Raw genomic sequence first — 13,160 nt, forward strand, 5'->3', positions numbered from 1 at the left:
CGTCATGGACGACGCCAAGCTCGACGCCCTGGGGCAGACGATCGTTAGCGCGCTTCCGGGCGCCGCCATCGGTCATTCGGTTGCCTTCAACCAGCTCGCGGTGGATGTCGAGGTCAGCAAGATCGTCGAGGTGGTCAAGTACCTCCGCGACGATCCGAAATGCCGGTTCATCAACTTCACCGACATCACGGCCGCAGACTATCCGTCGCGCGAAAAACGCTTCGACGTGATCTATCACTTCCTGTCTCCGACCCTGAACACGCGGATCCGGCTCAAGGCCCAGGCCGATGAGACCACGCAGGTGCCGTCGCTGATCGATGTGTTCCCCGGCGCCGACTGGTTCGAGCGCGAGGCCTACGACCTCTATGGCGTGTTCTTCGTCGGTCACCCCGACATGCGCCGCCTGCTGACCGATTACGGTTTCGAGGGCCATCCGCTGCGCAAGGATTTCCCGACCACCGGTTTCGTCGAGGTTCGCTACGACGACCAGGAGAAGCGGGTGGTGTACGAGCCCGTCAGGCTCAACCAGGAATTCCGCAAGTTCGATTTCCTCTCGCCGTGGGAAGGGGCGGACTATCCGCTTCCCGGTGACGAGAAGGCGGGACCGAAGGTCTGATCATGAACGAGCAACCCGAACAGCTTCGCAATTTCACCATCAACTTCGGGCCCCAGCATCCGGCTGCGCACGGCGTGCTGCGTCTGGTCCTGGAGCTTGACGGCGAAATCGTCGCCCGTGTCGATCCCCATATCGGCCTGCTTCACCGCGGCACCGAGAAGCTGATCGAGCAGAAGACCTATCTGCAGGCGATCCCGTATTTCGACCGGCTCGACTACGTCGCGCCGATGAACCAGGAGCACGCCTTCTGCATGGCGGCCGAGAAGCTGCTCGGCATCGAGGTGCCGCGCCGCGGCCAGCTGATCCGCGTGCTTTATTGCGAGATCGGCCGCATCCTGTCGCATCTGCTCAACGTCACCACGCAGGCGATGGACGTCGGCGCGCTGACCCCGCCGCTGTGGGGCTTTGAAGAGCGCGAAAAGCTGATGGTGTTCTACGAGCGCGCCTCCGGCAGCCGTATGCACGCAGCCTTCTTCCGCGTCGGCGGCGTGCATCAGGATCTGCCGCAGAAGCTGGTCGACGACATCGAGGCCTGGTGCGATCCATTCCTGAAGGTCGTGGACGATCTTGACCGTCTTCTCACCGCCAACCGCATCTTCAAGCAGCGCAACGTCGATATCGGCGTGGTGCCGCTGAAGGAAGCCTGGGAATGGGGCTTCTCGGGCGTCATGGTGCGCGGCTCGGGCGCGGCTTGGGACCTGCGCAAGTCGCAGCCCTATGAATGCTACGCCGAGATGGATTTCGACATCCCGATCGGCAAGAACGGCGACTGCTACGATCGCTACCTGATCCGCATGGAAGAGATGCGCCAGTCCGTGCGCATTATGAAGCAGTGCATCCAGAAGCTGAACGCTGCCGACGGGAAGGGGCCTGTCGTCGTCGAAGACAACAAGGTCGCGCCACCGCGCCGCGGCGAGATGAAGCGCTCGATGGAAGCGCTGATCCATCACTTCAAGCTCTACACCGAAGGCGTCCACGTGCCGGCCGGTGAGGTCTACGCCGCGGTCGAGGCGCCGAAGGGCGAGTTCGGCGTCTATCTGATCTCCGACGGCACCAACAAGCCCTACAAGTGCAAGATCCGCGCGCCGGGCTTTGCGCATCTGCAGGCGATGGACCACATCTGCCGCGGCCATCTGCTCGCCGACGTCTCGGCGATCCTCGGCTCGCTCGACATCGTGTTCGGAGAGGTCGATCGGTGATGGCGCAGGCGCCAATCCAGTTTGACCGTGCCTCGGGGGCCCTTGAAGGGGCCAACCTGTGGGAGCGGACGGCTGCCTTGGCGCTGGTGACGGGATCGAAGATCTCCTCGCATTTCTCGCACATGGGCTACATCGCCTGCGCAAACCTGCTGCGGAAGACGCTGCCCGAGCGCAACATCGCGATCAGGCTCAATCCCGATGCCGTGTTCGAATTCCCCTACGGCGACGGCTATTGGAGCAAGCTGCTCAACCGCTCCTACAATTACGAGGACGAGCTGGAGGTCCTGTTCGCCGACTCCATCGACGTCGACTACACGCTGCTCGATTGCGGTGCCAATTACGGCTACTGGTCGGTGCTGGTGTCGAGCAGGCCGTTCGGATCGCACAAGGCGATCGCGATCGAGCCGTCGGGGCAGAACTATCCGAAGCTTGCCAACAACGCCCGCGTCAACGGCAACCGCTTCGAGACGCTGAAATGCGCCATCGGCGCGGCGCGCGGTACCGCGCGGCTGTCAGGCACCAAGCATGAGGCCTTCAGCATCGCCGGCGCACCGTCGGCGGGCGGCGAGGACGTGCCGGTTCTCGCGCTCGACAATCTCATCGACGACGGCAAGGTGGCGGCCCACGGCAAGTACCTGATCAAGCTCGACGTCGAGGGTGTCGAGATCGAGGCGATCAAGGGCGGCGCCCGGCTGCTTGAGACCGACAGCGTCATCATGTGCGAGGAGCACGGCAGCGACCGCTCTCATGCGGTGTCGCGCTTTATCCTCGAACAGACGCCGCTGAAGCTGATCGTGTTCGATCCGCGCAGCAACCGGATGGAGACCGTGACCGAGCTGTCGATCCTCGACCGCATCAAGGTCTCGACCCACGTCGGCTACAACGTTTTCGGCACCGCAAGCGCATTCTGGCAGGACAGGATCGATGCCCTGAATGCGAAAACCGCGCGCCGCATGCAGTGAGAGATAAGAGATGTCCGTTCGCCGATTAGCACCGAAGGAAGTCCAGCCCGCGAGCTTTGCGTTCACGGAGGAGAACCTCGCGTTCGCCAAGCAGCAGATCGCGAAATATCCGGCCGGCCGGCAAGCCTCCGCTGTCATCGCCATCCTCTGGCGCGTCCAGGAACAGCACGACGGCTGGGTGTCGGAAGCCGCGATCCGCGCCGTCGCCGATCTGCTCGACATGCCCTATATCCGCGTGCTCGAAGTTGCGACCTTCTACACGATGTTCCAGCTCGCCCCCGTCGGCAAGAAGGCCCACGTCCAGGTCTGCGGCACCACGCCGTGCCGCCTGCGCGGCGCCGAGGATCTCATCCACGTCTGCGAGCACCGCATCCACCACGAGCCGTTCCATCTGTCCAAGGACGGCAATTTCAGCTGGGAAGAGGTGGAGTGCCTCGGTGCCTGCGTGAATGCGCCGATGGTGCTGATCGGCAAGGACACCTATGAGGATTTGACCAAGGAAACCTTTGGCAAGGTGCTCGACGGCTTCGCCTCGGGCAATCCGCCGAAGCCCGGTCCGCAGAACGGCCGCCAGTTCTCGGCGCCGACGGGTGGGCCGACCACGCTGAAGGAGATCACCTGATGCGTGATCTCCCCGCAATTGGAGGGAACGAGGCCGTGAACAAGTGGGGCTTCGTCGCCATGCACGCCGCGGTCGCGGCCGCCTTCATGTTCCTGCTGCAGCGCTTCGTGATGAACGCGACGCAGGAGAGCAGCCTACTCTGGGCGCTGACCTTCGCCGTCTGCGCCGCCGGACTCGCCTACAAGCAGTCCAATCGTTGATCGGAAAGCACTGAAATGCTCGAGGACAAGGACCGCATCTTCAAGAACCTCTACGGCCTCCACGACTGGGGGCTCGAGGGCGCGCGGCGCCGCGGCGCCTGGGATGGTACGAAGAATATCATCGACAAGGGCCGTGACTGGATCATCAACGAGATGAAGGCGTCGGGCCTGCGCGGGCGTGGTGGCGCCGGCTTCCCGACCGGCCTGAAATGGTCGTTCATGCCGAAGGAATCGACCGACGGCCGGCCGAGTTATCTCGTCGTCAACGCCGACGAATCCGAGCCCGGCACCTGCAAGGATCGCGAGATCATGCGGCACGATCCGCATCTCCTGATCGAAGGTTGCCTGATCGCGAGCTGCGCGATGAACGCGCATGCCTGCTACATCTATGTCCGCGGCGAGTTCATCCGCGAGCGCGAGCATCTCCAGGCCGCGATCGACCAGGCCTATGAGGCGAAGCTCGTCGGCAAGGACAATGTCAACGGCTGGCCGTTCGACATCTACGTCGCGCACGGCGCCGGCGCCTATATCTGCGGCGAGGAGACCGCGCTGCTCGAAAGCCTCGAAGGCAAGAAGGGCCAGCCGCGCCTGAAGCCGCCGTTCCCGGCTAATGTCGGCCTGTTCGGCTGCCCGACCACCGTCAACAACGTCGAGTCGATCGCGGTTGCGCCCGACATCCTGCGCCGCGGTGCGGCCTGGTTCGCCGGCATCGGCCGTCCGAACAATGTCGGCACCAAGCTGTTCTGCATCTCCGGTCATGTCGAGCGGCCCTGCAACGTCGAAGAGGCCATGGGCATTCCGTTCCGTGAGCTGATCGAGAAGCATTGCGGCGGCATCCGCGGCGGCTGGGACAACCTCAAGGCCGTGATCCCCGGCGGCTCGTCGGTGCGCATGGTGCCGGCCGAGCAGATCATCGACACGCCGATGGATTTCGACAGCTTGAGCAAGCTGCGCTCGGGTCTCGGCACCGCGGCCGTGATCGTGATGGACAAGTCGACCGATTTGATCCGCTCCATCGCCCGCATCTCCTATTTCTACAAGCACGAGAGCTGCGGCCAGTGCACGCCGTGCCGCGAAGGCACCGGCTGGATGTGGCGCGTCTTGACCCGCATGGCCGACGGTCGCGCCCACAAGCGCGAAATCGATATGCTGCTGGAGGTGACGAAACAGGTCGAAGGCCACACCATCTGCGCGCTCGGCGACGCAGCCGCCTGGCCGATCCAGGGCCTGATCGCGCATTTCCGTCACGAGATCGAAGCGCGCATCGACCAGTATTCGCACAAGGCTGACATCGACGATATCGGCGTCCGCGATCCCGTGAACATGGTCGCGGCGGAGTAAGAGACATGACCAAGCTCATCATCGACGGCAAAGAGATCGATGTCCCCGCCGAGTACACGCTGCTCCAGGCGTGCGAAGCCGCGGGCGCCGAGATTCCGCGCTTCTGCTATCACGAGCGGCTGTCGATCGCCGGCAATTGCCGGATGTGCCTCGTCGAAGTGAAGGGCGGCCCGAAGCCGGTCGCAAGCTGCGCCTGGGGCGTGCGCGATTGCCGTCCGGGCCCCAAGGGCGAGCCGCCGGAAATCTCCACGCGTTCGCCGATGGTGAAGAAGGCGCGCGAAGGCGTGATGGAATTCCTTCTCATCAACCATCCGTTGGATTGCCCGATCTGCGACCAGGGCGGCGAGTGCGACCTTCAGGACCAGGCGATGGGCTATGGTGTCGACACCAGCCGCTTCGCCGAGAACAAGCGCGCGGTCGAGGACAAGTACCTCGGCGCGCTGGTCAAGACCTCGATGAACCGCTGCATCCAGTGCACGCGCTGCGTCCGCTTCTCGGCGGAAGTCGCCGGCGCGCCCGAGATGGGCGCCACCGGCCGCGGCGAGGACATGGAGATCACGACCTATCTCGAGCACGCGCTGACGTCCGAATTGCAGGGCAATCTCGTCGACATCTGCCCGGTCGGCGCGCTGACCTCGAAGCCCTATGCTTTTGCGGCGCGCCCGTGGGAGCTCGGCAAGACCCAGTCGATCGACGTCATGGACGGCATCGGCTCGGCGATCCGCGTCGACACCCGTGGCCGTGAGGTGATGCGCGTGCTGCCGCGCATCAACGAGGCCGTGAACGAGGAGTGGATCTCCGACAAGACCCGCCATGTCGTCGACGGCCTGCGAACGCAGCGTCTCGACCGGCCCTATATCCGCGAAGCCGGCAAGCTGCGGGCGGCGAGCTGGCCGGAAGCCTTTGCCGCGATCGCCGCGAAAGCGGCGCGCACCGACGGCAAGCGCATCGGCGCGATCGCCGGCGACCTCGCCGGCGTCGAAGAGATGTTCGCGCTGAAGGACCTGCTCGCCAAGTACGGCTCGGGCAATCTGGCGGTGCAGGGCGGCGACGCCTTCGATCCCGCGCTGGGCCGCGGCTCCTACATCTTCAATCCGACGCTGGTCGGCGTCGAGCAGGCCGACGCGTTGCTCATCGTCGGCGCCAATCCGCGCAAGGAAGCGGCCGTGTTCAACGCCCGCATCCGCAAGCGCTGGCGCGCCGGCGGCTTCAAGGTCGGCGTGATCGGCGCCAAGGTCGACCTGACCTACGACTATGATCATCTGGGTGCAGGCACCGAGACGCTCGGCGAGCTCGCGGCCGGGAAGCACTCCTTCATGGACGTGCTGAAGAACGCCAAGAACCCGATCATCCTGGTCGGCGCGGGCGCGGCCTCGCGTCACGACGGCGCCGCCATTCTCGCCGCCGCCGCCAAGCTCGCGCTCGATGTCGGCGCGGTGAAGGATGGCTGGAACGGCTTTGGCGTGCTGCACGAGACCGCCTCGCGCGTCGGTGCGCTCGATATCGGCTTCTCCGCCACGGCAGGTGGCCTGAACGCGGCGCAAATGACGACCTTCGGCACGCTGGACCTGCTGTTCCTGCTCGGCGCCGACGAGATCAAGCCGTCGGACGGCACCTTCGTCGTCTATATCGGCACCCATGGCGACCGCGGCGCGCATCGCGCCGACGTCATCCTGCCGTCGGCTGCCTACACCGAGAAGTCCGCGATCTACGTCAACACCGAAGGCCGCGTGCAGATGACCGGCCGCGCTGCGTTCCCGCCGGGCGAAGCCCGCGAGGACTGGGCGATCGTGCGCGCCCTTTCGGAGGCGCTCGGCAAGAAGCTCGGCTACGACTCGCTGTCGGCGCTGCGCCAGGCGATCTTCAAGGCCGTGCCGCATCTGATCCGTCTCGACCAGATCGAGGCCGGCGCCGCCGACCAGATCAAGAAGCTGGCGGGGAAGGGCGGCTCGCCGGAGAAGGCGCCGTTCAGGCCGGCGATCGAGGACTTCTATTTGACCAACCCAATCGCGCGTGCGTCCGCCGTGATGGCGGAATGCTCGCGGCTTGCCTCCGGGCAGATGCTGACCGCAGCGGAGTGAGCCGATGGAATTCTTCGAAAGCGCATTCTGGACCGGTTTCCTCTGGCCGCTGATCATCATGGTCGCGGAGAGCGTCCTGGTGCTCGTCGTCCTGCTGGTCGCGATCGCCTACATCCTGCTCGCCGACCGCAAGATCTGGGCGGCGGTGCAGATCCGCCGCGGCCCGAACGTGGTCGGCCCCTGGGGCCTGCTGCAGTCCTTCGCGGACCTGCTGAAGTTCGTGCTGAAGGAGCCGATCATCCCGTCCGGCGCCAACAAGGGCGTGTTTCTCCTTGCTCCCTTGGTCTCATGCGTGCTCGCGCTCGCGGCCTGGGCGGTGATCCCGACCAATCTCGGCTGGGTGATCTCCGACATCAATGTCGGCGTGCTCTTCATCTTCGCGATCTCGTCGCTGTCGATCTACGGCATCATCATGGCCGGCTGGTCGTCGAACTCGAAATACCCGTTCCTGGCGGCGCTGCGCTCGGCGGCGCAGATGGTGTCCTACGAGGTCTCGATCGGCTTCGTGATCATCACCGTGCTGCTCTGCGCCGGCACGCTGAACCTGTCGGCCGTGGTCGAGGCCCAGCATGCCCGCGGCCTCGCCAGCCTGATCGGGTTGCCGCAGCTCACCATCCTGAACTGGTATGTGTGGCCGCTGTTCCCGATGTTCGTCATCTTCTACGTCTCGGCGTTGGCGGAAACCAACCGTCCGCCGTTCGACCTCGTCGAAGCTGAATCAGAGCTCGTCGCCGGCTTCATGGTCGAGTACGGCTCGACGCCGTATCTGCTGTTCATGCTCGGCGAATATGTCGCGATCGTCACGATGTGCGCGCTGGCGACGATCCTGTTCCTCGGAGGCTGGCTGCCGCCGGTGGATCTGCCGCCCTTCAACTGGGTGCCGGGGATCATCTGGTTCTCGCTCAAAGTGTTCTTCATGTTCTTCCTGTTCGCGATGGCAAAGGCGATCGTGCCGCGCTACCGCTACGACCAATTGATGCGCCTTGGCTGGAAGGTGTTCCTGCCGCTGTCGCTGGCGATGGTGGTCGTGGTGGCCGGTGTGCTGCATTTCGCCGGCATCGCGCCGAAGTGAGGGCCGTCATGGGTATCAACATCAACGCCACTGCACGCTCGCTCCTGCTGTCGGAATTCGTCTCGGCGTTCTTCCTCGCCATGCGCTATTTCTTCCAGCCGAAGCCGACGCTGAACTATCCCTTCGAGAAGGGCCCGATCTCGCCGCGCTTCCGCGGCGAGCATGCGCTGCGCCGCTATCCGAACGGCGAAGAGCGCTGCATCGCCTGCAAGCTGTGCGAAGCCATTTGCCCGGCGCAGGCCATCACCATCGAGGCCGGCCCGCGCCGCAACGACGGCACCCGCCGCACCGTGCGCTACGACATCGACATGGTGAAGTGCATCTATTGCGGCCTCTGCCAGGAGGCCTGTCCGGTCGACGCCATCGTCGAAGGTCCGAACTTCGAATTCGCGACCGAGACCCGCGAGGAACTGTTCTATGACAAGGCCAAGCTGCTCGCCAATGGCGACCGCTGGGAACGCGAGATCGCGAAGGCGATCGAGCTCGACGCGCCGTACCGGTGAGATGAGAGCATGATCCTTCCCGCGCTGTTCTTCTATCTCTTCGCCGGCGTCTGCGTCGCCTCGGCGGTGATGGTGATTGTCTCGCGCAATCCCGTGCACTCCGTGCTGTACCTGATCCTGGCCTTCGTCAACGCCTCCGGCCTGTTCGTGCTCATGGGCGCCGAATTCCTCGCGATGATCCTGATCGTCGTCTATGTCGGCGCCGTCGCGGTGCTGTTCCTATTCGTGATCATGATGCTCGACGTCGACTTCCTCGAGCTGCGCGAGGGCTTCATCGAGTACCTGCCGGTGGGCCTCGTGATCGGCGGCATCTTCCTGTTCGAGCTGCTGCTCACCGTCGGCTTCTGGGTCATCAACCCCGGCGTCTCCAAGACGATCACGGCGGCGATCCCGACCAATGTCAGCAACACCGAGGCGCTCGGGCTCGTGCTCTATACGAAGTACATCCACTACTTCCAGCTCGCGGGCATGGTGCTGCTGGTCGCCATGATCGGCGCCATCGTGCTGACGCTGCGCCACAAGGCGAACGTGAAGCGGCAGGACATCAACGTTCAGAATGCACGCACGCCCGAGATGGCGATGGCGATGCGCAAGGTGGCGTCGGGGCAGGGGCTCCAGGACAGCGACGCGGCGGAGTGGGTGAAATGACGATCGGGCTCGGACATTATCTGGCGGTCGGCGCGATCCTGTTCACGCTCGGGATCCTCGGCATCTTCCTGAACCGCAAGAACATCATCGTCATCCTGATGTCGATCGAGCTGATCCTGCTCTCGGTCAACATCAACCTCGTGGCATTCTCGACCTTCCTCGGCGACATCGTCGGCCAGGTCTTCGCATTGCTGGTGCTGACGGTTGCGGCTGCGGAAGCCGCGATCGGTCTCGCCATCCTGGTGGTCTATTTCCGCAACCGCGGCTCGATCGCGGTTGAGGACGTCAATCTGATGAAGGGCTGAGCTCAGTCATGGTTCAGGCGATTGTCTTTCTGCCTCTGCTGGGCGCCATCCTTGCTGGCGTGATCGCGCTGTTCGGCGCGCATGCCCGCAACCCCTCGGGTGACGAGGTCGAGCATCACGGCGATCATGGCCACGGCGACGCCCACGCGGCGGTCGCCCATGATGATCATGGCCACGACGATCACGCGCATGACGACCATGGCCCGGTCGAGCCGCCGGCCGCCGGCTCGCGCGGCGCCGAGCTGATCACGACCGCGCTGCTGTTCGTCTCGGCGGCGCTGTCCTGGATGACGCTGGTCGATGTCGGCTTCATGCACCACGACATGCGCATTCCGCTGTTGCCCTGGATCATGTCTGGCGACCTCCAGGTCTACTGGACGCTGCGGGTCGACACGCTCACCGCCGTGATGCTGGTGGTGGTGACGACCGTGTCCTCGCTCGTGCACCTCTATTCCATCGGCTACATGGACGAGGATCCGTACCGGCCGCGCTTCTTCGGCTATCTCTCGCTGTTCACCTTCGCCATGCTGATGCTGGTGACGGCCGACAACCTCGTGCAGCTGTTCTTCGGCTGGGAAGGCGTGGGTCTCGCCAGCTATCTCCTGATCGGCTTCTGGTACCAGAAGCCGTCGGCGAACGCGGCGGCGATCAAGGCCTTCGTGGTCAACCGCGTCGGCGATTTCGGCTTCGCGCTCGGCATTTTCGCGATCTTCATGCTGACGAGCTCGACCGATTTCGAGACCATCTTCCATGCAGCTCCGAGCCTGACCGGCAAGACCATCGACTTCCTCGGCTGGCACGCCGACGCGCTGACCCTGACCTGCCTCCTGCTGTTCATGGGCGCGATGGGCAAGTCGGCGCAGTTCCTGCTGCACACCTGGTTGCCGGACGCGATGGAAGGCCCGACCCCGGTCTCCGCGCTGATCCACGCCGCGACCATGGTCACCGCCGGCGTGTTCATGGTGGCGCGCCTGTCGCCGCTGTTCGAACTCGCCCCGAACGCGCAGGCCGTCGTGATGTTCTTCGGCGCCACCACGGCGTTCTTCGCCGCGACCATCGGCCTCGTCCAGAACGACATCAAGCGCATCGTCGCGTACTCGACCTGTTCGCAGCTCGGCTACATGTTCGTGGCGATGGGAGCAGGGGCCTATTCGGTCGGCATGTTCCACCTGTTCACGCACGCCTTCTTCAAGGCGCTGCTGTTCTTGGGTTCCGGCTCGGTGATCTACGCGATGCACCACGAGCAGGACATCCGCAACATGGGCGGCCTCTGGCGCAAGATCCCCTACACCTATGCGGTGATGGTGATCGGCACGCTGGCGCTCACGGGCTTCCCGCTCACGGCGGGCTATTTCTCCAAGGACGCCATCATCGAGTCCGCCTACGCCTCGCATAATCCGTTCGCGATGTACGGCTTCCTGATGACGGTCGTCGCCGCCGGCCTGACCTCGTTCTACTCCTGGCGCCTGATCTTCAAGACCTTCCACGGCGAGCCCCATGACGAGCATCACTACGAGGCCGCGCATGAGGCTCCGCTCTGGATACTGATCCCGATCGGCGTTCTCGCGGTCGGTTCGATCGTCGCGGGCTTCCCGTTCAAGGAGCTGTTCGCCGGTCACGGCGTCGAGGAGTTCTTCCGCGAGTCCGTGAAGATGAACCCGCGCATCATCGAGGAGATGCACCACATCCCCGAGACCATCGCCATCCTGCCGACGGTGATGATGGTGCTGGGCTTCCTGGTGTCGTACCTGTTCTACATCCGCCGGCCGTATCTGCCGGTCGAGCTCGCGAACACGCAGCCGATGCTGTACCAGTTCCTGCTCAACAAATGGTACTTCGACGAGCTCTACGAGGTCATCTTCGTCCGCCCGGCGAAGTGGATCGGCTATCAGCTCTGGAAGAAGGGCGATGGCTTCATCATCGACGGCCTCGGCCCCGACGGTATCTCGGCCCGCGTGCTGGACGTCACCCGCAACGTGGTGAAGATCCAGACCGGCTATCTCTATCACTACGCGTTCGCCATGCTGATCGGCGCCGCCGGCCTGATCACCTGGTTCATGTTCGGCTTTGGAGGCCAGTAAATGACAACCTGGCCAATCCTTTCGGTCACGACGTTCCTGCCGCTGGTTGGCGCGCTGATCGTCTATCTCAGCCGAGGCGATGACGAGGCGGCCCGGCGCAATGCGCGCTGGATCGCGCTGTGGACCACGCTGATCACCTTCGCGGTGTCGGTGATCCTGGTGATGCGCTTCGATCCGTCGAGCGCCGACTTCCAGTTCGTCGAGAAGGCGAACTGGCTCGCCACCGGCATCACCTACCACATGGGCGTCGACGGCATCTCGCTGCCGCTGGTGATCCTGACCACCGCCATCATGCCGTTCTGCATCATCGCGAGCTGGAAGGCGATCACCAACCGCGTCCGCGAATACATGATGGCGTTCCTGATCCTGGAAACGCTGATGATCGGCACCTTCTCGGCGCTCGATCTCGTGCTGTTCTACCTGTTCTTCGAGGGCGGCCTGATCCCGATGTTCCTGATCATCGGCGTCTGGGGCGGTCCGCGCCGGGTCTACGCGTCGTTCAAGTTCTTCCTCTACACGCTGCTCGGCTCGGTGCTGATGCTGCTCGCCATCATGGCGCTGTACTGGAACGGCGGCACCACCGACATCCCGACCCTGATGCACACCGCCGTGCCGCGATCGCTGCAGACCTGGGCGTGGCTCGCCTTCTTCGCGTCGTTCGCGGTGAAGATGCCGATGTGGCCGGTGCACACCTGGCTCCCCGACGCCCACGTCGAGGCGCCGACCGCGGGCTCGGTGGTTCTGGCCGCGATCCTGCTGAAGATGGGCGGCTATGGCTTCCTGCGCTTCTCGCTGCCGATGTTCCCCCTGGCCTCGCACGACTTCGCGCCGCTGATCTTCACGCTCTCCGCGATTGCGATCATCTACACCTCGCTGGTGGCGCTGATGCAGGAGGACATGAAGAAGCTGATCGCGTACTCGTCAGTGGCGCATATGGGCTTCGTCACCATGGGCATCTTCGCCGGCACCATGCAGGGCGTCGCCGGCGGTATGTTCCAGATGATCTCGCACGGCATCGTCTCCGGCGCGCTGTTCCTCTGCGTCGGCATCGTCTACGACCGCATGCACACCCGCGAGATCGCGGCCTATGGCGGCCTCGTCAACCGGATGCCGCTCTACGCGCTGACCTTCATGATCTTCACCATGGCCAATGTCGGTCTGCCCGGCACCTCCGGCTTCGTCGGCGAGTTCATGACGCTGCTCGGCACCTTCAAGGTCTCGATCCCGACCGCGTTCTTCGCCACCTTCGGCGTGATCCTGTCGGCCTGCTACGCGCTGTGGCTGTACCGCAAGGTCGTGTTCGGGGCGCTGGTCAAGCCGTCGCTGGCGAGCATGAAGGATCTCACTTTCCGCGAGTGCGTGACGCTGTTCCCGCTGATCGCGCTGACGATCCTGTTCGGCGTCTATCCGAAGCCGGTGCTCGACATGTCGGCCGTCTCGGTCCAGCAACTCGTCAATAATTACAACACCGCTGTGACGGCCGTGAAGGCCGCCGCACTGCTCCAGTGATCGGGCAGGTCAGGATATCGC

General features: G+C 64.2%; 13 protein-coding genes. All 13 read left to right on the plus strand.

The window, feature by feature from the left end; translation table 11 throughout:
- Positions 1 to 4 precede the first annotated feature (4 nt).
- The 13 genes from AB7290_RS18740 to AB7290_RS18800 are packed head-to-tail and all read left to right on the plus strand — an operon-like array spanning position 5 to position 13,139.
- The gene (locus tag AB7290_RS18740) at positions 5 to 616 is read left to right on the plus strand and encodes an NADH-quinone oxidoreductase subunit C (protein ID WP_085400362.1); all 612 of its coding nucleotides are present in this window, start codon (positions 5 to 7) and stop codon (positions 614 to 616) included.
- A gap of 2 nt (positions 617 to 618) precedes the next feature.
- Complete coding sequence (locus AB7290_RS18745; RefSeq protein ID WP_063982978.1) at positions 619 to 1,815, plus strand: NADH-quinone oxidoreductase subunit D; 1,197 nt, start codon at positions 619 to 621, stop codon at positions 1,813 to 1,815.
- Positions 1,815 to 2,777, plus strand: coding sequence for an FkbM family methyltransferase (locus AB7290_RS18750; protein WP_071913372.1), 963 nt, complete (start codon positions 1,815 to 1,817; stop codon positions 2,775 to 2,777). The genes AB7290_RS18745 and AB7290_RS18750 overlap by 1 nt, the downstream gene beginning before the upstream one ends.
- 10 nt (positions 2,778 to 2,787) lie before the next feature.
- Positions 2,788 to 3,399 carry an NADH-quinone oxidoreductase subunit NuoE gene (gene nuoE, locus AB7290_RS18755; RefSeq protein ID WP_028149052.1) on the plus strand — a complete coding sequence of 204 codons (612 nt, stop codon included), beginning with the start codon at positions 2,788 to 2,790 and terminating at the stop codon, positions 3,397 to 3,399.
- Positions 3,399 to 3,599 carry a hypothetical protein gene (locus tag AB7290_RS18760; protein WP_028149053.1) on the plus strand — a complete coding sequence of 67 codons (201 nt, stop codon included), beginning with the start codon at positions 3,399 to 3,401 and terminating at the stop codon, positions 3,597 to 3,599. Before nuoE ends, AB7290_RS18760 begins: the two co-directional genes overlap by 1 nt.
- Positions 3,600 to 3,614: 15 nt before the next feature.
- The gene (gene nuoF, locus AB7290_RS18765; RefSeq protein ID WP_014494861.1) at positions 3,615 to 4,940 is read left to right on the plus strand and encodes an NADH-quinone oxidoreductase subunit NuoF; all 1,326 of its coding nucleotides are present in this window, start codon (positions 3,615 to 3,617) and stop codon (positions 4,938 to 4,940) included.
- A gap of 5 nt (positions 4,941 to 4,945) precedes the next feature.
- Positions 4,946 to 7,021 (plus strand): NADH-quinone oxidoreductase subunit NuoG, encoded by a 2,076-nt coding sequence (nuoG, locus tag AB7290_RS18770; RefSeq protein ID WP_085400361.1) that lies wholly within the window; start codon positions 4,946 to 4,948, stop codon positions 7,019 to 7,021.
- Between the two features lie 4 nt (positions 7,022 to 7,025).
- Entirely contained in the window at positions 7,026 to 8,093 is a 1,068-nt protein-coding gene (gene nuoH / locus AB7290_RS18775; protein WP_063982981.1) for an NADH-quinone oxidoreductase subunit NuoH, read from the plus strand.
- Between the two features lie 14 nt (positions 8,094 to 8,107).
- Entirely contained in the window at positions 8,108 to 8,596 is a 489-nt protein-coding gene (gene nuoI / locus AB7290_RS18780; RefSeq protein WP_027529879.1) for an NADH-quinone oxidoreductase subunit NuoI, read from the plus strand.
- Positions 8,597 to 8,605: 9 nt separating this feature from the next.
- Positions 8,606 to 9,244, plus strand: a complete 639-nt coding sequence (locus tag AB7290_RS18785) for an NADH-quinone oxidoreductase subunit J (RefSeq protein WP_028149057.1) — start codon at positions 8,606 to 8,608, stop codon at positions 9,242 to 9,244.
- Positions 9,241 to 9,549 carry an NADH-quinone oxidoreductase subunit NuoK gene (gene nuoK / locus AB7290_RS18790; RefSeq protein WP_008547737.1) on the plus strand — a complete coding sequence of 103 codons (309 nt, stop codon included), beginning with the start codon at positions 9,241 to 9,243 and terminating at the stop codon, positions 9,547 to 9,549. Before AB7290_RS18785 ends, nuoK begins: the two co-directional genes overlap by 4 nt.
- 8 nt (positions 9,550 to 9,557) lie before the next feature.
- Complete coding sequence (gene nuoL, locus AB7290_RS18795) at positions 9,558 to 11,630, plus strand: NADH-quinone oxidoreductase subunit L (RefSeq protein WP_085400358.1); 2,073 nt, start codon at positions 9,558 to 9,560, stop codon at positions 11,628 to 11,630.
- Positions 11,631 to 13,139: an NADH-quinone oxidoreductase subunit M gene (locus AB7290_RS18800; RefSeq protein WP_071913375.1), complete on the plus strand. Its 1,509-nt coding sequence runs from the start codon at positions 11,631 to 11,633 to the stop codon at positions 13,137 to 13,139.
- The last annotated feature ends 21 nt before the right edge of the window (positions 13,140 to 13,160 follow it).

It is taken from the genome of Bradyrhizobium sp. 613_E4_N2_2, assembly GCF_052075995.1.
Classification (GTDB): Bacteria; Pseudomonadota; Alphaproteobacteria; order Rhizobiales; family Xanthobacteraceae; genus Bradyrhizobium; species Bradyrhizobium barranii.

Excerpts from the sequence above, each read along its gene's own strand:
- AB7290_RS18740 (WP_085400362.1), top strand. The coding sequence starts at position 5 with ATGGACGACGCCAAGCTCGACGCCCTGGGGCAGACGATCGTTAGCGCG.
- AB7290_RS18745 (WP_063982978.1), top strand. The coding sequence starts at position 619 with ATGAACGAGCAACCCGAACAGCTTCGCAATTTCACCATCAACTTCGGG.
- AB7290_RS18750 (WP_071913372.1), top strand. The coding sequence starts at position 1,815 with ATGGCGCAGGCGCCAATCCAGTTTGACCGTGCCTCGGGGGCCCTTGAA.
- nuoE (WP_028149052.1), top strand. The coding sequence starts at position 2,788 with ATGTCCGTTCGCCGATTAGCACCGAAGGAAGTCCAGCCCGCGAGCTTT.
- AB7290_RS18760 (WP_028149053.1), top strand. The coding sequence starts at position 3,399 with ATGCGTGATCTCCCCGCAATTGGAGGGAACGAGGCCGTGAACAAGTGG.
- nuoF (WP_014494861.1), top strand. The coding sequence starts at position 3,615 with ATGCTCGAGGACAAGGACCGCATCTTCAAGAACCTCTACGGCCTCCAC.
- nuoG (WP_085400361.1), top strand. The coding sequence starts at position 4,946 with ATGACCAAGCTCATCATCGACGGCAAAGAGATCGATGTCCCCGCCGAG.
- nuoH (WP_063982981.1), top strand. The coding sequence starts at position 7,026 with ATGGAATTCTTCGAAAGCGCATTCTGGACCGGTTTCCTCTGGCCGCTG.
- AB7290_RS18785 (WP_028149057.1), top strand. The coding sequence starts at position 8,606 with ATGATCCTTCCCGCGCTGTTCTTCTATCTCTTCGCCGGCGTCTGCGTC.
- nuoK (WP_008547737.1), top strand. The coding sequence starts at position 9,241 with ATGACGATCGGGCTCGGACATTATCTGGCGGTCGGCGCGATCCTGTTC.
- nuoL (WP_085400358.1), top strand. The coding sequence starts at position 9,558 with ATGGTTCAGGCGATTGTCTTTCTGCCTCTGCTGGGCGCCATCCTTGCT.
- AB7290_RS18800 (WP_071913375.1), top strand. The coding sequence starts at position 11,631 with ATGACAACCTGGCCAATCCTTTCGGTCACGACGTTCCTGCCGCTGGTT.